The organism is Clostridium guangxiense, from assembly GCF_021043395.1.
Lineage (GTDB): Bacteria > Bacillota > Clostridia > Clostridiales > Clostridiaceae > Clostridium_S > Clostridium_S guangxiense.
This window is the reverse complement of record NZ_JAJNKE010000041.1, coordinates 1-21,004: the sequence shown is the minus strand read 5'-3', so window position 1 is coordinate 21,004 and position 21,004 is coordinate 1. Positions and strand designations below refer to the sequence as shown.

Sequence of the window (21,004 nt, the reverse complement as noted above, 5' to 3'; positions counted from 1 at the left end):
GTGTTTTTAGCAATTCTATTATACCAAAAGGAATATTTCTTTGCTTTATATGTTTATTCTGAAGGCTTTCGACTTAATTTTTATGTGCGAAAGTTGAGTTATAATACCTGGAATTGTAGCTTTCCACATATATGGAGCAGGAGTTAAGAATCCAGATTTATTATACTCAAGACTTGTAAATGATGTATTGCCAAAACCTTTAATAGGTTTCTTTGCAGCAGCTATGTTTGGATCAGTGTTGAGTGTATTTAATGGAGTTTTAAATAGTGCCTCAACTTTATTTGCACTAAATGTGTATAGTCCTGTACTTGGAAAGGGAAAATCTGATAAAGAAATTATATCAAAAGGTAAGTTGTTTGGTCTTGTTTTGGCTATAATTTCAATGACTATAGCACCATTTATAATGTATGCGCCACAAGGCTTATTTCAATACTTGCAAACAGTAAACTATAGGTTTTACTATACCGCACATAATTTGTAATGTACAGTTTGCAATAGCTTTATCTATTTGATATAATCATAAAGATGAAAATTAACATTTAGTCAGTTCGAAAGCCTCCTGACTTAAAATAAAACTATGGTAAAATAATTAAGAATAATAAGGATTTAAATTGATTTTTTTATTAATAGAATCTTTTATTTTTGTTGAGTTTATTTATCGTAGGATATTTCTTACGATTTTTTTATTTGGAGACTTTTATATGTAGTGCTGGCTTGGAGAATATTATTAATAAAATGAGGGAGTTTATATGGATAATAAGACAGTAGAAAGATTAGTTAAAACAGCTATTATAGCAGCACTTTATGCAGTTGTAACAATTGTTCTGGCGCCAATAAGCTATGGGGCTATACAATTTAGAGTATCAGAAATAATGGTATTACTAGCATTTTTCGATCCGTTTTATATTGCTGGACTCACTATTGGATGCTTTATTGCAAATATTCTTGGACCCAATGGATTAACTGATATTATATTTGGTACAATAGCAACCTTTATTAGTGTTTGTGCTATTTCATTTACAGGAAGGTTTGCACGGAATAAAAAAGCTTCATTATTAATAGCATCGCTTTGGCCTACTGTTTTTAATGGTCTAATAATTGGGGGAATGCTTAGTTATCTTTATAAATTACCTCTTGCATTGTCAATTGGTGAAGTTGCAATTGGTGAATTTGTTGTAGTTACAATAGTTGGACTGCAAGTTGTAAAATTTATACAAAATAAATATGGGAAATTACTATTGATTCATAAAAATTTAAAATAATAGATTTAAGCTTTAATTAAATATTTATAAATGCAGAAATGCCAAAATGATAGATAAAGAAAAATGTCTATCATTTTTTATTGAAAAGATATTAAGAATTTAACATTTAAATTTATATATATAAAATATAGTATAATTCTACTATATATAAACTTTATATTTTGATTGGATATGGAACGGAGGGGAAGAAAGTTATGTTTGAATATGAAGTAATACAAAACTTAAATGAGTTAGAATTATCTTTATATGAATATATAATGAAAAATAGTGAAAAGGTAATGTATATGAAGATAAGAGATTTGGCTAATGAAGCACATGTTTCAACAACCACTATTTTAAGATTTTGTAAAAAAGTGAATTGTGTTGGATTTTCAGAGTTCAAATTGAAGTTTAAGATGTACATGGAAGGTAATTGTAATAAAAAAGTAAATGAAGATGTATCGGTCATATTAGATAATTTTGAGAGAATGGCGGATCCCGGATTTGATGGAAAGGTAAATGAGTTATGTGAGTTAATTAATAATGCTGAAAATTTAATATTTATAGGGGGAGGTTTATCTGGAATAGTTGCTAAATATGGGGCCAGATATATGGCTTCAATAGGAAAATTCGCTGTTTACATAGATGACTTATTATTTCCTGTAAACTGTGAGTATTATAAAAATAATTTAGTTATAGTATTATCCGTATCAGGTGAAACACCAGAGATTATAAATGCTATAAATATATTTAAAAAACAAAAATGTAGGATAGCAAGTATAACGAATAGTGCGAACAGTACAATAGCGAGGATGTCTAACTTCAATATTTCATATTATATACCAGAAGAGAAGGTAGGACTAATGGATGTAACTAGTCATTTACCACCAATTTATATTATAGAAACTGTAGGAAAGAGATTATATAACAATTGTATAGTAAAACAAAAATATAAAGTAATAAATAATATTGACGAATAAAAAACAATATGTTTTTTTCTTGTTACAATATACAAAAAATAAGACCTGTTATTTTAGACTCTTAAAATGATTACAAGAGAATTTTTTAGTTTTATAATATGCTTTAGAAAAAGCTTTACAGAAAATTTGAAGCAGAAATTAAAAAGATAAATTATTTTTGTATATGATAGCTTAAAAGGAGAGGATAAAATATGGCATTTAGTAAGAATTTTTTATGGGGTGGAGCAGTTGCAGCGCATCAATTAGAAGGCGGATGGAATGAAGGCGGTAAAGGAATAAGCACTGCTGATGTAATGACAGCAGGAGCAAATGGAGTGCCAAGAAAAATTACAGATGGAGTAATTGAGGGATTAAACTATCCTAACCATGAAGCAATTGACTTTTATCATAGATATAAAGAAGATATTAAATTATTTGCTGAAATGGGATTTAAATGTTTTAGAACTTCAATAGCATGGAGTAGAATTTTTCCAAATGGTGATGAAATGGAGCCTAATGAAGAAGGTTTGAAATTTTATGACGATATGTTTGATGAAATGCTTAAGTATAAAATCGAGCCTGTAATCACATTATCACATTTTGAAATACCTTATGGAATAGTTAAAAATTATGGTGGTTGGAGAAGTAGAAAAGTTATTGATTTTTTTGTAAGATATGCTGTGACTGTTATGAAACGTTATAAGAATAAGGTTAAATATTGGATGACATTTAATGAAATAAACAATCAAACACAAACAGAGCAGGATTTATTTGCATTTACTAATTCAGGTATTATATTCAAAGAAGGTGAAAATAGAGAGGAAGTAACATATCAAGCAGTGCACCATGAACTTGTTGCTAGTGCTTTAGTTGTTAAAAAGGCTCATGAAATAAATCCAGATTTTAAGGTGGGATGTATGCTTGCGTGTGTGCCAGTGTATCCATATTCTTGTAATCCGGAAGATGTAATGCTTTCTGTGCAATCAATGCATAATATATATCTTTTTGGAGATGTTCATTGCAGAGGATATTATCCAAGCTATGCGCTTAAGAGTTGGGAAAGAAATGGCTATAATATTAAAATGGAAGAAGAAGATGCTCAAATTTTAAGAGATGGCTGTGTTGATTATATTGGATTTAGTTATTATATGTCAAAGACAGTAAAGGCTGATAATCAGAACAATACAAATGAAATCAAAAATCCGTATGTAAAAGCTAGTGATTGGGGTTGGCAAATTGATTCTGTTGGTTTGCGATATGTGTTAAATTCATTATATGAGCGTTATGAAAAACCATTATTTATTGTTGAAAATGGATTTGGTGCAGTCGATGTAAAAGAAAAAGATGACTCATGCAATGATGACTATAGAATTTCTTACCTAAGTGAACATATTAAGGAAATGAAAAAAGCTGTTGAAATTGATGGTGTTGATTTAATGGGATATACGCCATGGGGATGCATAGATTTAGTGTCATTTGGAACGGGTGAGATGAAAAAGCGTTATGGCTTCATTTATGTTGATAAAGATAATGATGGTAAAGGAACTTTAGGAAGAAGTAAGAAAAAATCATTTTATTGGTATAAAAGAGTAATTGAAAGCAACGGAGAAACACTTTAAGTATATTATTGTGACTAGCTTTTAATGAAATATCAAAGAAGCATAAGGTTGCGTGTTATTTTGCTTAGGTTACAAAAGAATGTTGATAAAGCTTTAAGCAGTAAGTACATTTTAAAGATGAAAGCTCCTCTTGTAATAAGTCTATTGAATATTACAATGAGGAGTTTTTTTGTAATTTAAATAGCTGTGTACATAAATTGCAAAGGATGATATAGTTATTAGTATAATAAGAAATAGCTATTAAAGAGGGAAGGCAAAGCATTATGAAATTAGAAGAGAAAATTAGAAGTAAGATTGCTACTTTAATAATTGCAGCATTTTTATTATATATTTCATTTAATTATGGCAAGGATATTATTGGAATATTAAATAGGATATATGAATTATTTTTTCCGTTTATCTTAGGTGGATGCATTGCCTTTATTCTTAATATACCAGTTACGTTTTTTTCCCAAAAGTTATTGAATTGGAAGGAAAAGGGAATAGGCAAAATAATTAGAAAATTTAATGTAGGCATTAGTATAGTGGTTTCATGTCTTCTTATATTAGGTGGCTTAGTATTGGTTTCTGCTATAATTATACCCAATATAGTTGAAACTATTAAAATATTGCCAAAAACTTTTAATAATTCTGAAATAGCCTTCCAAAAATTTCTGAACGGCAATACTTGGCTATCTAAGAATGTAATGAACTTAGTTAATAATATGAATATAGATTGGAATGGAACTTTAAACAGGGTAAAATCAATTGTTTTTAATGGAGCTAGTTCAGTTCTTATGTCAACCTTAGGAGCGGCAACTGCTTTAGCTAGTACTACTGTAGAATTTGTGTTAGCATTTGTATTTTCCATATACATATTGGCACAAAAGAAGAAATTAAGCACTCAGATTAAAAAGGTATTATATGCTTTTTTTAAAAAGGAAAGAGTGGACTTCATGTTAGAAATATTAAAACTTACGAATAATACCTTTTCAAATTTTATTACCGGACAATGTACTGTATCGGCAATTTTGGGAGTTACGTTTTTTATTGTAATGACAATTTTAAGGCTTCCATATGCAATTGTGATTAGTATAATAATAGGAGTTTTTTCAATTATACCTATGATAGGCTCAATTATCGGATTTGTCTTAAGCGTATTATTGCTTTTAATATTTAATCCTATAAAGGCAGTTGTTTTTATAGTTGTTTATGCAATAATTAAGCAGCTGGAAGATAATTTGATTTATCCAAAGGTTGTGGGGAATTCTGTGGGATTACCATCTATTTTGGTATTAGTAGCAATAATTTTAGGAGATAAAATTTTGGGAGTTGCGGGCATGATTATCTCTATTCCCCTATTTTCAGTAGCTTATGTTTTATTTCGCAAAGAGGTATATACTAGATTAGAGCGAAAATCTTTAAAAATAGAATAGTGTTTTGAAATTGCAAATTTACTTGAGTAACCACATGTAATTGTGTGTGAAGGTTCATGATATTTTAATAAACCTATGGAAGAGGCATGGAAGCGATCAGCAGAGTTCACGATATTTTTAAATTACATATTAAATAATTATTAGCGCGACAGCTCCATTTGTTAGAATCTAAGAAGTTGTACTAGTAGGAGCTGAAATAATTAAAAATGATATCTATAAGTAAAATCCATGTATATAAGATTATATGTTTCCTTTTTATTCATTAGCTTGTTTAACAAATCTTACGCCCATATTAAATGCGTTTTGACAGTCCTTTGGAAATTGTTCTTCTCTAACTTTTCTCTTTTTCTTTTCATCAAATAGTGGGGCAACATATTTTGAATAATCATTAAATTGGTATGTGTCATTTACAGCTAAGGATTCAAAAGAACCAAAGGTCTTCTCTATATATGCTTGAAGAGATTTTAGATCATCTTCATATCCAGCTTTAAATTGCTCATTGGTTACATTCATTGTATAAATAAATCCGGCTGGTATTTTTCTTTGGAAAAGACTTGAATGATCTTTATCATAAACTAGGTATTGAAAAATGAGTCTTTCTAAGAAGGATCTCATAGCTCCAGTAACTGAGTGTAAGTATATTGGAGAGCCCAAAATAATTGCATCAGCATTTGAAACTTTTTCAAAAATAGGTGTTAAATCATCTTTTAAGGCACATTTTCCATAACTTTTACCATTTTTTAGTTTGCAGGCAAAGCAACTTACACAGCCTTTATAATTTTTATCATAAAGATGAATAAGCTCTGTTTCGGCACCACATGAAGATGCTCCGTCTAGAACATTAGTAAGAAGAGTAGCTGTATTTTTATTTTTTCTAGGACTTCCGTTAATTGCAATTACTTTCATTAATTTTACCTCCATATTGTATGTTTAATTGACTTTATGTTATAAATTATATATCATGATAAAAAAATAAGTAAGTATGCACTTATTTGTTATATGGTAACAACAATGTTAGTAAAGGAGCAGTGTTATGATTAGTTTTGAAGATAAATATGGTACTTGTGGAATGCGCTATACGATGTCTGTAGTTGAGGGAAAGTGGAAATGGATTATATTGTGGAAAATATATAAAGCTAAGGTAATAAGATATAATAAATTGAGAGATAGTTTAGAACCTATTGCTCATAAGACATTAAGTGCACAGCTAAAAGAACTTGAAATCAGCAATCTAATTCATAGAGAACAATATAATGAAGTTCCGCCCAAGGTTGAATATTCCTTAACAGAGGAAGGAATGTCATTAATACCAATTCTTGAACTTATGAGCAAATGGGGTAATGAGCATATTAAAAAATAGATTTATTTTATACTTTTTTTTCAGTAGTGTGTAGAATAATTGCTATAACTTGAGTGACTATTCCAAAAATGCAAACTCCATACCATCCAAAATGTGAATAGCTATAGGAACCTAAAAATGAACCTAATGCTCCTCCAAGAAAAAAACTAACCATGTAAATTGTGTTAAGTCTATTACGTGTTTTTTCGTTCAAGGAATGAACTCTTGCTTGGTTAGAGACATTACAGGATTGTACTCCTAAATCTAGAAGAATAATTCCTAAAATAAGTCCCCAAATTTTAAAGCCAAATAGAAAGAAAGATAAGTAAGCAAGTATAACTACGATTATACATATACCTATAGTAAATCTTGAACCCCTTTTGTCAGATACTTTTCCAACTATTGGAGCAGCAAGAGCGCCGCTGATACCAACTAACCCAAATAAACCTGCTGCTTCAGCTCCCATATTGTAATGAGAGCTTTCAAGTAAGAATATAAGTGATGTCCAAAAGGCACTAAAAGCTGAAAACATTAATGCACCATTCATAGAAGCTCTTCTTAAAATTGGTTCAGTTTTTATTAAGAGTATCATTGATTTCAGAAGTTTAGTATATTTAATGTCAGAAACGGATTCACATATGGGGATTAATTTCCTAAGAAGAAGCATAAGAGCAAACATCATAATTGCTGCAATAATATAAACTGTTCTCCAGCCTAAGTAGCCGCCTAATATGCCGCTGACTGTACGAGAAAGCAATATTCCAATTAATAAGCCGCTCATTATTGTACCAATTGTTTGTCCTCTTTGCTGTGGATTTGACAGCTCAGCGGCTAAAGGAATAATAAGCTGAGGAATAATAGAAGTAAATCCAACAGCAAAGGAAGAAAATATCAGAGCATATATATTTGAAGAGAAGAACATGCTTATAAGTGAGAGCATCGAGAATAAAAGCATTATTATTATTAATTTTCGCTTTTCTTTTATATCTCCTAAAGGCAATATAAATATCATTCCAACTGCATAACCTATTTGTGTAAGTGTAGCTGCAAAGCCTATGTTTAATTGGCTTACATGAAAGGTTTTAGCTATATCAGCTAAAAGTGGTTGTATATAATATAAATTTGCTACAGTAAGTCCACAGGCTATGGACATAACTAAAATTAATAAATTAGTTAGTATTGGTTTAACCTCAAAATTATTTATTGATGAATTTATTTTTGTAACCGTGTTATTTGATTGATACATTATAAATCACTTCCTTAGATTAAATAGTTTAACTAATAAAATTAGTGAAGATCTTTTTTTCCATTTCTGGTTCTTTTATAGTTCCTCGCCCATTTTCAACAAGTTTCATAAGCCAGGCTATATTTTTACCTAATATCCTCATTATTTGTATTCCTTCTTGGTCTTTCATTGCTTCACCTGGTAATCTTCCATTAAAAATTACAACTTTCATTAAATTTCCTCCTCATATATTTAATAATGTCTGCATATTTTGTTAAATTTGTATAGTTGATATCACTAAGGATGGTTATTTTAAGTATTTGGTTAAAATAGTAAAACAAGTTTATAAAACTGAACGTTTAGTTTATAAATATATAATATACTAAACGTTCAGTTTTGTAAATACTTTTTTTATTTAAAACAAAAATCCTTTTATTACGTTTAGCTATGTTTAAAAGAAAAAAATATATAGTATAATATACGTATAGTTTATTAAGTATACTGTTAAGGATTAATTACAATGGAGGTAACTATGATGGAGAAAAAATTAGGACGTCCACGCAGCGAAAAAACTAAAAAGGCCATCCTTACTGCTGCATATGACTTATTACTTGAAAATGGTTTTGGAGCTGTTACAATTGAAAAGATTTCTGAAAAAGCTGGAGTTAGTAAAGCTACTATTTACAAATGGTGGTCAAATAAAGCTGCCGTTGTTATGGATGCTTTTTTTGACGCTGCTGTTGAAAGACTTCCAATACCTAATACGGGATCAACTATTAATGATATGATAATTCAAGTAAATAATTTAGCGAAATTTTTAATTAGTCGTGAGGGGAAGATAATTAATGAGATAATAGCAGAAGGTCAATTTGATAAAAAGCTAGCTGAAGTTTATCGTACAATATATTTTAAACCTCGCAGACTTGATTCACGACATATTTTAGAGCGTGGAATTTCAAGAGGAGAACTAAGGAAGGATTTAGATATAGAATTAGTTATAGACTTAATTTTCGGTCCATTATTCTATAGATTATTAATAACAGGAGATATTGTAGATGAGGATTTTATAAAAAAACTAGTAATCTATGTATTTAAGAGCATAAAATAGAAATCGGTTTGGTTTCTATTTTATGCTCTTAAATTCCTCAAAGGTGGATATTGAAAATAAGATTATACAATTATTAATTTTAAAGTGAAATAGAGGGCTGCTGCACTAAATCTATTCAAATTATGATTAAACTAATTTTTAGTGCGGTATCACTCTATCTATAATTAATTATTTTAGATTATCTACAGCAGCTCTTTCAATTGAAAGTCCGCTAGCGTAACGCTTCATGAATTCATCAAAACCTTGTACATCTTTAGGATCTGGATTAAGTTTTGTACCAACATACTCGGCAAATATTTTATTTGTCAAATAATCTTCTAAAGTTTCACTTTCGGCTTTGTTAATCATGTAAGCTGCAAGCAGTGCAATGCCCCATGCTCCACCTTCACCAGCATTTTCCATAACAGTAACAGGAGCATTTATAGCAGCAGCCATGATTTTTTGACCTATGCCTCTAGTTTTAAACAATCCCCCGTGACCTAACATTTCATCGACCCTAACGCCTTCATCCTTAAGGAGAATATCTAAACCAGTTTTTAATGCACCTAAAGCAGTAAATAAGTTTACGCGCATGAAATTAGCTAAATTGAAGTTGCTTTCAGGTGTACGCACAAATAAAGGACGACCTTCTTCAAAATTAGTTATATGTTCACCTGAGAAATAGTTGTAAGAAAGCAATCCGCCGCAGTCTGGATCTCCAAAAAGTGCCTTAGTATATAAAACTGAGAACAGCTTATCCATAGTAACTTTTTCTAGTCCCATTGCTTCAGCAAATTCCTTAAATATGTTAACCCATGTATTAAGATCAGATGTACAGTTGTTGCAGTGAACCATAGCTACTAGATTTCCAGTAGGAGTTGTAACTAAATCAATTGCATCATATACTTTTGATAATTCTTTTTCAAGTACGATCATTGCAAAAACTGAAGTACCAGCTGAAACATTACCTGTACGCTTTGCTACACTGTTAGTTGCAACCATGCCTGTTCCTGCATCACCTTCTGGTGGACAAAATGGAATACCTGGTTTAAGGTTTCCTGTAACATCTAAAAGTTTTGCTCCTTCTTCTGTAAGAACTCCAGCGTTTTCACCAGCAATTAAAACTTTAGGAAGAATATCAGAGAGTTTCCATGACAAATTCTTAGAAGCTACTAAGTCATCGAACTGCGTAATCATCTTTGTATTGTAGTTTTTGGTATTTATATCAATGGGAAACATTCCTGATGCTTCACCAATACCTATAACCTTTTCTCCTGTTAATTTCCAGTGAACATATCCTTCCAAGGTTGTTTGGAAGTCGATATCAGTTACGTGCTCTTCACCATTTAAAATAGCTTGATAAAGATGGGCAATGCTCCATCTTTGAGGAATATGGTAGTTGAAAAGTTTAGTGAGTTTTTCTGAAGCCTCTTCAGTAATGGTGTTACGCCATGTACGAAACGGTACCAAAAGTTCACCAGCTTTGTTGAAAACCATATAACCATGCATCATAGCACCAAAACCGATTGCACCGATGGTTTTAAGAGTTACTCCATATTGCTTTTTTACATCGCTTGCCATCTTTTGATAACTATCCTGTATACCTTCCCAAATATCCTCTAAGCTATATGTCCATATATTGTTAATATAGCTGTTTTCCCAGTCGTGGCTGCCGGAAGCGATAGGTGTATTGTCTTCACCAATCAAAATCGCTTTAATTCTTGTTGAACCAAGCTCTATACCGAGGGAGGTTTTTCCATTGATAATAGAATTTTTGATATCATTCATTGCATTTATTCCTCCATAAAATATTTTAATTTTTTTAAATATTTGTAAACATTTTCTTGATGGATATATACTTAAAAGCTTACACATGATGTACGTATAACTTGTTATACAACTTTTTTTATTAGTATTGCTGTTAATGGTATTATGTTTTGTGTAAAATCATCACTTATCCTATTCATTGTTAAAGTCAGTACTTTGAATATTTCCTGTTTATAACAAAATAATATTTGTATAAAACAAAACCTGTACGTACAACGTATAGTGTTATTGTACTATCAAAACAACATTTAATCAATATGATTTTTGCGTAAGCTTAAAATTTTTAGTTACTATAATTGAGAGAAGGCTATGCTCCACTTTGTATCCATACACTTTGTTTTTTTACCTTATTAGATTATAATGGGAGTTATCAAAAAGGTGGTGCTATAATGAACTTAAGCAAACAAAAGAGAATTGCTGTCATAAATGATGTTACTGGCTTTGGGAGATGTTCTGTAGCAGTAGCATTGCCTATTATATCAGCAATGAAAATACAATGTTGTCCGTTACCTACTGCAATCTTATCTAGTCAAACATCATTTCCAAATTTCTTTTTTGATGACTATACTCCTCATATGAGAAGTTATATGAATAATTGGAAGGAACTAAATTTGAAATTTGATGGAATTTGTACTGGGTTTTTAAGTTCCAAAGAACAAATTGATATTGTAGTAGAATTCTTTCAAAAATTTAAATCACAAAACACTACTGTTATTGTTGATCCTGTTATGGGCGATTATGGACAACTTTATTCTACATATACACAAGAGATGTGCCATGAAATGAAGAGATTGATGAAATATGCTGATGTAATGACTCCAAATCTTACTGAGGCTTGTAGACTTCTTGATATTCCTTATCCAGATAAAAGCTTGAGTCATGATGAACTTGAAGATATCGCAAAGGAACTTTGTGAAAAAGGTCCAGATAAAATTGTAATCACTGGTCTACAAAATAATGGAAATATACAAAACTTTGTATATGAGACTGGAAAACCGTATACTATTATAAATGTAAAAAAAATAGGGGAAGATCGTTCTGGTACTGGAGATGTATTTACTTCTATTGTAGCTGCAAATATAGTTAAGGGAGTAGAACTTATTACTGCTGTAAAGAAAGCTACAGATTTTATTAGTAAAGCTATTGATTATACTGCTAAAATTGGCACTCCAGTATATGATGGCATTTGCTTTGAAGAATATTTGACAGAACTTCGATAACATTAATATTAGCCACATAATTTAAAACATAAGGAAAAGAGGAAGACAAAGTATGGTTATACTGTATGTATATAATAATGGCGATTATATCAATTTAGAAAATATTGATATTGCTAAAAGAGAAGTTGACCACAAAAATGTTTATGTTAATTTAACTAACAAATGTCCTTGCGCCTGTACCTTTTGCCTAAGAAATACTAAGGAAATGGCTGAATCAAATAGTTTATGGTTAGATAGAGAACCTACTGTGGAGGAAATCATAGAAAAGTTTGAAAAATATAATTTAACTCAATTCAATGAAATTATATTCTGTGGATTTGGAGAGCCTTTAACACGTCTTGGTGATTTATTAGAAGTGGCAAAGTATTTAAAAGGCAGAAATAGCAATAGTTCAATTCGTATAAATACTAATGGATTGGCAGATTTAATTCATGAAAAGGAAACTGCTCCATTGTTAAAAGGTTTAATTGATACTGTATCCATAAGTCTTAATGCATCAAATGCGGAAGAATATCTCAGATTAACTCGCAGCAAATTTGGTATAAAATCTTATGATGCCATGCTTAAATTCGCAGTAAGCTGCAAAGAGTATGTTCCAAATGTAGTTATGACAGTAGTAGATTGCATTGGACAAGAGGAAATAGATGCTTGCAAGGCTGTATGTGATGCTATTAGAGTACCTTTGAGAGTGCGTGCTTTTGAATAAGATAAAGTTATAAGTTTTGATTTTCATCTTTTTTTATTTTCAAAATGGTTATAATATATTTGGAATATTTATAATACTCCAATATACAGAATTATGAAAAGAGATGGTGTTTGAAATGAATTTATTAATGACAATATTATTACTCATGGTATGTTTGTTGATTTCAAATATCATTAGCCACTACATACCATTCATTCCCACAGCTTTAATTCAAATTGCTTTAGGTGTGATTCTTGCATTGATTTTTAAACATAGTTCATTTGAAATAAAGGAAGAATGGTTCTTTCTTTTGTTTGTAGCGCCTATTTTATATAATGATGGTAAGCATTTTCCAAGAAATGAATTGTGGAAAATGAAATGGTCTATATTTGGAAATTCTCTTGTATTAGTCCTTCTAACTATTATGGGAGGAGGATATTTTATTCATTGGATGATACCGAATATTCCTCTTGCTGCGGCATTTGCGTTAGCAGCTATTTTATCGCCAACTGATCCAGTGGCTGTAAATGGAATTGCAAAACGTATTCATATACCTGAAAAAATATTAAATCTTGTTAGGGGAGAATCTTTAATAAATGATGCATCTGGTATAGTAGCTTTTAATTATGCAATAACTGCTGCAATAACTGATGATTTTTCTTTAGAAAAAGCAATTTTAAATTTTGTATATGTATTTTTAATAGGTGCAGCTGTAGGATTGATTTTTAGTTTAATTATAATACTTATAAGATTTACCTTACGCAAAGAAGGAATAAATGATGTAGTGTTCCACTCCCTAATACAGATATTAACTCCCTTTGGCATTTTTATTGTCACAGAAGAAATTTTACATGCATCTGGAGTCATTGCTGTAGTGGGTGCAGGAATAGTTCATTCGTTAATAAAGGAAAAAACAGAAACTAGAATTGCAGAAGAACAAGTTCTCACAGAAAATATATGGTCAATTATTTTATTTGTTTTAAACGGAAGTGTATTTTTGTTATTGGGATTAAATATTCCGTTATCAATGGTAGAAACAATATCTAATCCTAATATAGGAAATTGGAGAGCTGTGGGATATGTTGTTGCCATTGGGTTTACTGTTTTAGTAATCCGGTTTGCTTGGTCTTATTTTTCTTCCTATTGTGAATATCGTTTGAGTAAGGTTGTGGATATTGAAAAACCAACTATAAAAATGGCTTTATTAACTAGCTTAACTGGTGTTAGAGGCACAGTTACAATGGCAGGAGTCTTATCAATTCCTTTTTTTTTAGACAATGGAAAAGCTTTTCCTGAACGCCCACTTATATTATTTTTAACTGCTGGTGTAATATTGTTTACGTTAGTATCTGCAACGGTGTTTTTGCCATTTTTGAGTAAAGATGAATTAATAGAAGTGGGAAGAACTAATAATAATGATTTAAAGAAGGTAAAGAATAAGCTTCTATTAGCCAGTATTAAAGCAATTGAGTCAGAAATAAATGATAAAAATGAGGCTGCAGCGTATGAATTAATTAATGAATATAGGCGAATATTTAAAAATAATCGATTTAAGCAAGATTCATTTGTACAAGGTACAGATATTAAACAAAGAAAGATAACAGAAATACGATTAATAGCACTAGATGCAGAGAGAAAATACATATATGAATTAGTAGATAAGGGTGAAATAAATGAAGAGCTTTTTAGAAATTTCGATAAATCTTTTGATTATAGAGAAGAAGCTTTTTTAAGAAGCACTCGTCAGGATACTATGTATCTTATAAGAAAATTAATAAGATGGTGGAAACACCTTTATAGAAATTATCATAAGCAAAAACATGCTAAGCTAAATAATCTTTGTTTAGTAAAGGATATTCAATTAAGAGCAGCTCAAGCTGCAATTAAAGCTCTCAATGAATGTGAAAAGAAGCATGGCAAGTCTAAAGCTCTTAAGATGGTGATTTTTGATTATAAAAGTATAGTTAATAGATTAAAAGGAACAATGGTAAAATATCATGAAGAAAGCATAGAACAAAAGGAAGAGTTAAGAATTAAGGCAATGGATGTGGAGCGTTCAGAGATTCGTAGGATGTATGAGTTAGGGGAGATTAGTAAGGAACAATCAAATGAGTTAAGAAGGTATATAAACTATATTGAAAGTGTAATTTTGTATAAACCTGCTGAGTGAAATGATAAATTATGTAATAAATGAAAAGTATATAGAATATTGATAAATAGTGTATTATAAACCACATATATCTTTAGTTTGACACAGGTATTTATCTAATTTATAATTTATTAAGAAATCGGAAAAAATAAGGAAGCGAAAATTAATATGATGAATGTTATTAAAACTGCAATTGTAACTATAGTAATATCAATTATATCTGGGCTGTTAGTAGAATACTTTAAAAATTTAGCACCTAGAATATTATGTAATATAGGAAATGGCATACCTATAAAAATGAACAACAAAAAAGTGTATGCGTACACTATTACTGTTAGCAATCTATCAAAGAAAATAATTCATGAGTTAAGTTTAAATGTACAAAGTTCACACAGTAATTTGAAAATTGCAGATGCCAAAATAACAAAGGGGTTAAAATTTGAATCTTCAATAAAAGATAACATTTTAGATGTCTATATACCTTTCTTGAGCAAGGACGATAAATTTTCAGTTACAGTATATGTAGAAAATCATAATAAGCCTGTTATTGTAATGAGATCGCCGGAAAACTTCAAGAAGATAGAATCTGTAGAACAAAAGAAAGTATTACCTTCAGTATTTAATACACCTAAAAATGCAAATGAGTCAAATTCAAAGAAAACGAAAAAAATAGGAATGAAGGTTCCTAACAAAAAGGAAATAATAATCATTACATCACTTGTTTTAGTTGTACTTGCTGGAGTTTTAGTAAAACTTTATTTCAAAGGCACAGCCACTAAGGCTCAAACTTCCAGTGTAGAAACCAACGTTGATAAAAAGTCAACTGAGGATGCAGCAAAATCATCAAGTAGAGCAAGTAAAAATGCGGGTATAAAATCATCAACAGGCAGAAAAGTTACAAATACAAAATCATCAACAGGTGGGACAACCCAAAATACAAATACAACTACAGATAAAGCAACAGGAAATACAAGTAATAATACACCAACAAGTGGAACGAAAGGAAACACAAATACAAATGCACCCACAAATGGAACAAGCTCAAATGGGAATACGAGCACAAAGACATCAACGAATACTACAACAGGAAATACAGATACGAATACAAAAACGTCAACAGGTGAATCAACAGGAAATACAAGTACATCATCAAACGGAGCATCCGGAAATACAGGTAATTAATATTTAGCAATGTATAATGACAATAACTCCTACTTAAAGGAGTTATTTTTAGATTAAAGGGAGAAGTCATATCTTCTAAGATGTTTAGGGCTAAAATTCTTGCTACTAGAACTTCTCTATTAATTTTAAAATACATTTTAAAAATTAATAAAAAATAAAAAACTAAAAATGTTAAAATGATACAATGAAGGCCAAATATAATGATTATTGTTAAAAAACAGTCCTTAATATTGATAATGTGTGATTTTAATGGTAAAATATAAGCAAATATTAAATTATTTATAAAGTTTTAAATAGTTTAATTATGTTGGTGCATACCTTATGCAGGAGTGCACTTTTTAGTGTTTAGTAAACTACAAAAAGAATCGACTTTGTTTTAGATAAGTATAAATATTGATACTTGTTTAAAACAAAACCGAAGAATTGAAAGATGAAATCGGAGGAACAGTATGGAACAAGAGAAGAGTAATTTTATTAAAAATTACATTTTAAATGGCATGGATGAAACAAAAGAATTATTGGAGAATTTGGGGAAAATACCAGCACCATCTCATCATGAGGACAGAAGAGCTCAGTTTTGTAAAAGATGGTTTTTAAGTCAAGGAGCGCAACACGTAATTGTTGATGATGCTAAAAATGTTGTTTGCGAAATAAATTGTGAAAACGCAGAATCAATAGCGGTTTTTATGGCTCATATGGATACCGTATTTGAGGATGAGAAAGAATTTTCTGTACGTTGGGAAAATGAACGATTATATGCACCAGGAATTGGAGACGATACGGCAAATTTGGTGAATTTAATGATGACATATAAGTATTTAAAGAAATATGAGAATAATTTAAAAAAAGGGATTCTCATTGTAGCAAATTCTTGTGAAGAAGGTTTGGGAAATTTAGATGGCTGCAAGGAAATATTCAAGAATTACGGAGAACGAATAGATGAGTTTTATTCCTTTGATGGGTATATATCACAATGTACTAACAGACCTGTAGGTTCTTATCGTTATAAAATAGATGTTAAGGTAACTGGTGGACATTCATATGCAGATTTTGGAAGGAAAAATGCTATTGTAGAATTGAGTAATATTATTCAAGAATTATATGAAATAGCGCCGCCAAAGGATGAAAAAACAACATACAATGTTGGCAAAATTGAGGGTGGAAGCACTGTGAATTCTATTGCAGAACATGCTTGTATGCTGTATGAATTTCGTTCCGAAAGTCAGAAATGTCTTAAAGAAATGAAAGACAAATTCTATGAAACAATTTCAAAGCACAAAAAAGAGGACGTGGAAGTAAAAGTAGAAGTAATAGGAATTCGCCCAGGAAGTGGCTGGAGAGATAAAGAAAAGTTAGTAAAATGGACAAAAAAGAATGTTAATATTATTAAATCTTGTTTTGATGGAGAACTTGATCTTAAAGCTTCTTCTACAGATGCAAATATTCCACTATCAAAAGGTGTATTTGCAAATACTATAGGAACAGTGATAGGTGGACTTGCTCATACTGAAAACGAATGGATAGACTTCTCAAGTATGAAAATAGGACAAGAAATAGCCATTCGATTGGTGAGTCAATATTTAGATAGACAGATAGTATAGTATAAAGAAGAAACTATAAAGGGTGGAAGGCTTTTGGAAAGGAGCTGTTGCACTAAAATTGCGACAGCATCTTTTATTTAAATAAATGACCATTTATAATCTGGGATTTTTATGAACACCTATGTATAAGTTTTTTAATAAATAACAGAATATAGCTATATATTTGTTTCGCAAGTACCAGTTTTTATGAGATCACAAATAGCTTTTATTGAACATTTTACCATGTTTTCTACTGCAGTATTAGTATAAAAGGCCATATGTTGTGTCATTATAACATTTGGAAATTGGCGCAGATAGGCCATATTTTGATTGCTAATAATATCACTTCGTTTATCTTCATGGTATATTCCATCTTCTCCTTCAATAACGTCCAAGGCTAGTGCACCTATTTTTTGTGACTCGATTCCATGAATCAATGCATCAATTTCCATAAGTTCACCTCGAGCACAGTTTATTAAAACTACGCCATCCTTCATGTGTGCAATTTTTTCTTCATTAATAAAATGATATGTACTTTCTAATAAAGGGGTGTGGATAGAAATAACATCACATGAATTTATAAGTGTATCTAAATCTACATATTGTGCATATTTTTTAATAGAGTCATTTTGGTACATATCATATGCGAGAATTTTGCAGCCAAAACCGGAAAGATTTTTAATAACACATTCACCTATTTTTCCTGTTCCAATAATTCCTACTGTCAATTCATTAAGCTCATGGCCTTTAAGACCAGCTAGAGAATAATCATTTACATTTCCACGCCACATAGCTTGTTTATAGTTTCTTAAAGACATTAATATGAGCATTATTGTGTATTCAGCTACACCTGTAGGGGGGTAGTTTGAATTTGCAATTTTTAAATCAATTTCGTGGGCATGTTTTACGTCAATATGATTATAACCAATTGTTCTTGTGACACAGCAGAATACTCCAAAAGTTTTTAAGCGATCTTCCAAATCAGCTGTTATATGGCTTTTTCCTAAAATAGAAATCCCAGAATATCCTTGTACCATTGACAAATTATCATGAGTTAAAGTATCTGAAACGCAGGTGATTTCACACTGATACTGCAATGCATATTTTTGAAAATAAATTTCTTCGTCATCACGCACCTCAAAAGCTAGAATTTTCATAATGTTCCTCCTTAAATTTCGATTTGAAATTAATAAGAAGTATAGCAAATAGCATTAGTAATTGCTAATATCATTTTTTTTAGATATAATAACTTAAAGTTATAACAAAGATTAAGATGTTATATGATATGGAGGAATATTATGAATACTAGGCAATTGGAGTATTTTGTATCTTTAGCTGAAATGTTGAATTTTACCAAAACAGCTCAGAAGTTTTATATATCGCAAACTGCCATAACAAAGCAAATTAAAGCATTAGAAGACAACTTAGATACAAAATTATTTAATAGAAATAATCATAATGTTGAATTAACACCAGCGGGAAGCGTGTTTTTGTCTCAAGCAAAGATTATTTTACACAATATTGAAGAAGCTAAAGAAAGAGTTCATTTAACTACAATTGGCTTTGTTGGATTATTGAATATTGGGTTTGTACAAGGTTATGAAAAAACATCCTTTTCGGACTTGATTTTTAAATTATATGATAAGTATCCTAATATTTCAGTTATGTTTTTTAGAGGGACTGAAAAAGAATTATATGAAAAAGTTTTGAATTCTGAATTAGATATAGCATTCACTGTCTACAATGAAAAAGAAATGACTGCATTGCTAGATAGGTATTTAATCAAGAGTTATTCGCTTAGAGTTGTTGTGTATCCAACACACCAATTAGCAACGCGAAAATCAGTATTACTTGAAGAATTAGATGGAGAAAATATTTTTAAATGCAGCGAATTTCATGATGTTGAATCTATTCTTTTAATGGTATCTGCCAATATGGGAATTGCGATATTACCTTCTTATTGTGTACGGTATCTAAATCAATCCCAACATCTTATTATACTATATTTAGATGATAAAAGTAAGCATGTTGATATTGCTGCTATATGGAATAAAGAAAATCTTAATCCTGCACTACCAAGGCTAACCCAAATCATTGAAAGCATTAATGAGGAAAAGCATAATTTAAACGAAAGTTGAAAAGGTAAAAGAGTTATATTGAAAGAAGCAGTTAATATAGCTTTTGTATTACACTATAGAAAGGATTAAGTCAAGAAGGAAAAATGACAAAAATATAGAATATATATATGGTTATTTTTACGAAAAATATAGAATTTTTAAGACGGGTAGAGATTATAAAAGTATGAAGCCTTAACTATTCATCAAAAAGAGGGAATATATATGAATAAAAGAAGTTTAAATAAGGGCAATTCTGAAGTAATTAATAAACTTATGCAATGGGATTTTACAGATGATATGCCTACGGTTGAATGCAGCGATGACATGCATAAAACATTGCTAGAAAACTATAGAACATTTTTTTATGATTTCCATAAGGATTTTAATGAGATAAAGATAATATCAGATCAATTAGAATCAATTATTAATGGATTAGTGGATTCTTCTAATAACGTTCGCATGGCTGGAGAGTCTATAGCAGAAGGTTCACAGAGTCAGATGAAAGATGTAAATAAGTGTCAGCACATTGCCGATATTTTAGCAGACAAAATATCGGCAATGAGTGAGAAATCAAAAGAATTAATTGATTCTGCTCATGGTATGGGATCTGTTAGTTCTAATGGAAAGATTGCGGTTGAAAACTTAGCGGCAAGTCAAAACAAAAATTATGAAGTAAACAATACAATTGAAAAAGAAATACATACTCTCCTAGATAAGACTAAAACAATTAATGATATTACAGAAAATTTAAATGATATTACTAGTCAAACAAATCTTTTATCTTTAAATGCATCTATTGAGGCAGCTAGAGCAGGTGAAGCGGGAAAGGGCTTTGCAGTTGTTGCAGATGAGATACGAAAATTATCTGAGAGAAGTCGTCAATCAAGTGCAAACATTAATGAAAATATTTCAGCAATTATGGAGCAGCTCGATAGTTTGAAAAAAGCAATTGATCAATCAAAGGAGACTTTTGATAATCAAACACAAGTAGTAAAGGATGTAATCTATTCCTTTGAACAAATTAATCATTACGTTGATGGATTTGTTAAGAGCCAACAGGAGTTTTATGGTGAAGTAGCTGGGCTTTCAGATGAAAAGGAAAATTTAATTGCTTCATTTTCTAATATTGATGCTGTAATTGAAGAGTCCTCAGCTACTACCGAAGAGGTGGCATCCTTGGCTATAGATCAAAATAATACGGCAAATATTATACTTAAGATGGCAAATGATTTACATAATAAAGTTGAAACAATATCAAGAAATATTTCCAAAGTAAAAATAAAAAGACCAGCTAGTAATAGTCAATAGTTTAAAGAAAAAAAGTTAGAAATATTTTTAAAATAAAAAAGTGTATAGCAA

The 21,004-nt window shown here is 30.3% G+C and carries 18 protein-coding genes and 1 pseudogene; 14 read left to right on the top strand and 5 right to left on the bottom strand.

What is annotated here, in order from left to right:
* Positions 1-100: 100 nt before the first annotated feature.
* From LQK79_RS17490 to LQK79_RS17470, 5 genes are all read left to right on the top strand, one after another.
* Complete coding sequence (locus tag LQK79_RS17490; protein WP_331000767.1) at positions 101-481, top strand: sodium:solute symporter family transporter; 381 nt, start codon at positions 101-103, stop codon at positions 479-481.
* A gap of 268 nt (positions 482-749) precedes the next feature.
* Positions 750-1,262 carry a QueT transporter family protein gene (locus LQK79_RS17485; RefSeq protein WP_053243047.1) on the top strand — a complete coding sequence of 171 codons (513 nt, stop codon included), beginning with the start codon at positions 750-752 and terminating at the stop codon, positions 1,260-1,262.
* A 194-nt stretch (positions 1,263-1,456) separates the two neighbouring features.
* The gene (locus tag LQK79_RS17480; RefSeq protein ID WP_053241705.1) at positions 1,457-2,221 is read left to right on the top strand and encodes a MurR/RpiR family transcriptional regulator; all 765 of its coding nucleotides are present in this window, start codon (positions 1,457-1,459) and stop codon (positions 2,219-2,221) included.
* A 191-nt stretch (positions 2,222-2,412) separates the two neighbouring features.
* Positions 2,413-3,819 carry a 6-phospho-beta-glucosidase gene (locus LQK79_RS17475; RefSeq protein WP_053241706.1) on the top strand — a complete coding sequence of 469 codons (1,407 nt, stop codon included), beginning with the start codon at positions 2,413-2,415 and terminating at the stop codon, positions 3,817-3,819.
* Positions 3,820-4,082: 263 nt separating this feature from the next.
* Positions 4,083-5,234, top strand: a complete 1,152-nt coding sequence (locus LQK79_RS17470; protein WP_231017333.1) for an AI-2E family transporter — start codon at positions 4,083-4,085, stop codon at positions 5,232-5,234.
* 255 nt (positions 5,235-5,489) lie between these two features.
* Here LQK79_RS17470 and LQK79_RS17465 read toward each other — a convergent pair whose 3' ends face one another.
* Positions 5,490-6,140, bottom strand: coding sequence for a flavodoxin family protein (locus LQK79_RS17465; RefSeq protein ID WP_053241707.1), 651 nt, complete (start codon positions 6,138-6,140; stop codon positions 5,490-5,492).
* A gap of 127 nt (positions 6,141-6,267) precedes the next feature.
* Between LQK79_RS17465 and LQK79_RS17460 the strand changes: the two genes are divergently transcribed.
* Complete coding sequence (locus tag LQK79_RS17460; RefSeq protein WP_053241708.1) at positions 6,268-6,594, top strand: winged helix-turn-helix transcriptional regulator; 327 nt, start codon at positions 6,268-6,270, stop codon at positions 6,592-6,594.
* Between the two features lie 7 nt (positions 6,595-6,601).
* On the opposite strand, the gene LQK79_RS17455 is transcribed toward LQK79_RS17460, so the two are convergent.
* On the bottom strand, positions 6,602-7,819 hold the full coding sequence (locus LQK79_RS17455) for an MFS transporter (RefSeq protein WP_231017332.1): 1,218 nt from the start codon (positions 7,817-7,819) through the stop codon (positions 6,602-6,604).
* A gap of 28 nt (positions 7,820-7,847) precedes the next feature.
* Positions 7,848-8,018, bottom strand: a pseudogene (locus tag LQK79_RS17450) (flavodoxin family protein); the annotation flags it as partial.
* A 315-nt stretch (positions 8,019-8,333) separates the two neighbouring features.
* Here LQK79_RS17450 and LQK79_RS17445 point away from each other — a divergent pair.
* A complete protein-coding gene (locus LQK79_RS17445; protein ID WP_053241710.1) occupies positions 8,334-8,906 on the top strand; it encodes a TetR/AcrR family transcriptional regulator in 573 nt (190 codons plus the stop codon).
* A 168-nt stretch (positions 8,907-9,074) separates the two neighbouring features.
* Here the strand turns inward: LQK79_RS17445 and LQK79_RS17440 are convergent, their stop codons facing one another.
* Entirely contained in the window at positions 9,075-10,673 is a 1,599-nt protein-coding gene (locus tag LQK79_RS17440) for a xylulokinase (protein ID WP_231017337.1), read from the bottom strand.
* 428 nt (positions 10,674-11,101) lie between these two features.
* Here LQK79_RS17440 and LQK79_RS17435 point away from each other — a divergent pair, with 428 nt between their 5' ends.
* From LQK79_RS17435 to LQK79_RS17415, 5 genes are all read left to right on the top strand, one after another.
* A complete protein-coding gene (locus LQK79_RS17435; RefSeq protein WP_053241711.1) occupies positions 11,102-11,932 on the top strand; it encodes a pyridoxamine kinase in 831 nt (276 codons plus the stop codon).
* A gap of 52 nt (positions 11,933-11,984) precedes the next feature.
* Entirely contained in the window at positions 11,985-12,638 is a 654-nt protein-coding gene (locus tag LQK79_RS17430) for a TIGR04100 family radical SAM protein (protein ID WP_053241712.1), read from the top strand.
* A 115-nt stretch (positions 12,639-12,753) separates the two neighbouring features.
* Positions 12,754-14,787 (top strand): Na+/H+ antiporter, encoded by a 2,034-nt coding sequence (locus LQK79_RS17425; protein ID WP_231017331.1) that lies wholly within the window; start codon positions 12,754-12,756, stop codon positions 14,785-14,787.
* A 147-nt stretch (positions 14,788-14,934) separates the two neighbouring features.
* A complete protein-coding gene (locus LQK79_RS17420; RefSeq protein ID WP_231017330.1) occupies positions 14,935-15,948 on the top strand; it encodes a hypothetical protein in 1,014 nt (337 codons plus the stop codon).
* Positions 15,949-16,397: 449 nt separating this feature from the next.
* Positions 16,398-17,549, top strand: a complete 1,152-nt coding sequence (locus tag LQK79_RS17415) for a M20/M25/M40 family metallo-hydrolase (protein WP_053241714.1) — start codon at positions 16,398-16,400, stop codon at positions 17,547-17,549.
* Positions 17,550-17,704: 155 nt separating this feature from the next.
* On the opposite strand, the gene LQK79_RS17410 is transcribed toward LQK79_RS17415, so the two are convergent.
* Complete coding sequence (locus LQK79_RS17410; protein WP_053241715.1) at positions 17,705-18,685, bottom strand: D-isomer specific 2-hydroxyacid dehydrogenase family protein; 981 nt, start codon at positions 18,683-18,685, stop codon at positions 17,705-17,707.
* A gap of 141 nt (positions 18,686-18,826) precedes the next feature.
* Here LQK79_RS17410 and LQK79_RS17405 point away from each other — a divergent pair, with 141 nt between their 5' ends.
* Both LQK79_RS17405 and LQK79_RS17400 read left to right on the top strand, forming a co-directional pair.
* Positions 18,827-19,666: a LysR family transcriptional regulator gene (locus tag LQK79_RS17405; protein ID WP_053241716.1), complete on the top strand. Its 840-nt coding sequence runs from the start codon at positions 18,827-18,829 to the stop codon at positions 19,664-19,666.
* A gap of 201 nt (positions 19,667-19,867) precedes the next feature.
* Positions 19,868-20,953, top strand: coding sequence for a methyl-accepting chemotaxis protein (locus LQK79_RS17400; RefSeq protein WP_231017329.1), 1,086 nt, complete (start codon positions 19,868-19,870; stop codon positions 20,951-20,953).
* Positions 20,954-21,004: the final 51 nt, after the last annotated feature.

Bases quoted from the DNA above. Each gene is read 5' to 3' on its own strand.
- LQK79_RS17485 (WP_053243047.1), top strand. From the start codon at position 750: ATGGATAATAAGACAGTAGAAAGATTAGTTAAAACAGCTATTATAGCA.
- LQK79_RS17480 (WP_053241705.1), top strand. From the start codon at position 1,457: ATGTTTGAATATGAAGTAATACAAAACTTAAATGAGTTAGAATTATCT.
- LQK79_RS17475 (WP_053241706.1), top strand. From the start codon at position 2,413: ATGGCATTTAGTAAGAATTTTTTATGGGGTGGAGCAGTTGCAGCGCAT.
- LQK79_RS17470 (WP_231017333.1), top strand. From the start codon at position 4,083: ATGAAATTAGAAGAGAAAATTAGAAGTAAGATTGCTACTTTAATAATT.
- LQK79_RS17465 (WP_053241707.1), bottom strand. From the start codon at position 6,140: ATGAAAGTAATTGCAATTAACGGAAGTCCTAGAAAAAATAAAAATACA.
- LQK79_RS17460 (WP_053241708.1), top strand. From the start codon at position 6,268: ATGATTAGTTTTGAAGATAAATATGGTACTTGTGGAATGCGCTATACG.
- LQK79_RS17455 (WP_231017332.1), bottom strand. From the start codon at position 7,819: ATGTATCAATCAAATAACACGGTTACAAAAATAAATTCATCAATAAAT.
- LQK79_RS17445 (WP_053241710.1), top strand. From the start codon at position 8,334: ATGGAGAAAAAATTAGGACGTCCACGCAGCGAAAAAACTAAAAAGGCC.
- LQK79_RS17440 (WP_231017337.1), bottom strand. From the start codon at position 10,673: ATGAATGATATCAAAAATTCTATTATCAATGGAAAAACCTCCCTCGGT.
- LQK79_RS17435 (WP_053241711.1), top strand. From the start codon at position 11,102: ATGAACTTAAGCAAACAAAAGAGAATTGCTGTCATAAATGATGTTACT.
- LQK79_RS17430 (WP_053241712.1), top strand. From the start codon at position 11,985: ATGGTTATACTGTATGTATATAATAATGGCGATTATATCAATTTAGAA.
- LQK79_RS17425 (WP_231017331.1), top strand. From the start codon at position 12,754: ATGAATTTATTAATGACAATATTATTACTCATGGTATGTTTGTTGATT.
- LQK79_RS17420 (WP_231017330.1), top strand. From the start codon at position 14,935: ATGATGAATGTTATTAAAACTGCAATTGTAACTATAGTAATATCAATT.
- LQK79_RS17415 (WP_053241714.1), top strand. From the start codon at position 16,398: ATGGAACAAGAGAAGAGTAATTTTATTAAAAATTACATTTTAAATGGC.
- LQK79_RS17410 (WP_053241715.1), bottom strand. From the start codon at position 18,685: ATGAAAATTCTAGCTTTTGAGGTGCGTGATGACGAAGAAATTTATTTT.
- LQK79_RS17405 (WP_053241716.1), top strand. From the start codon at position 18,827: ATGAATACTAGGCAATTGGAGTATTTTGTATCTTTAGCTGAAATGTTG.
- LQK79_RS17400 (WP_231017329.1), top strand. From the start codon at position 19,868: ATGAATAAAAGAAGTTTAAATAAGGGCAATTCTGAAGTAATTAATAAA.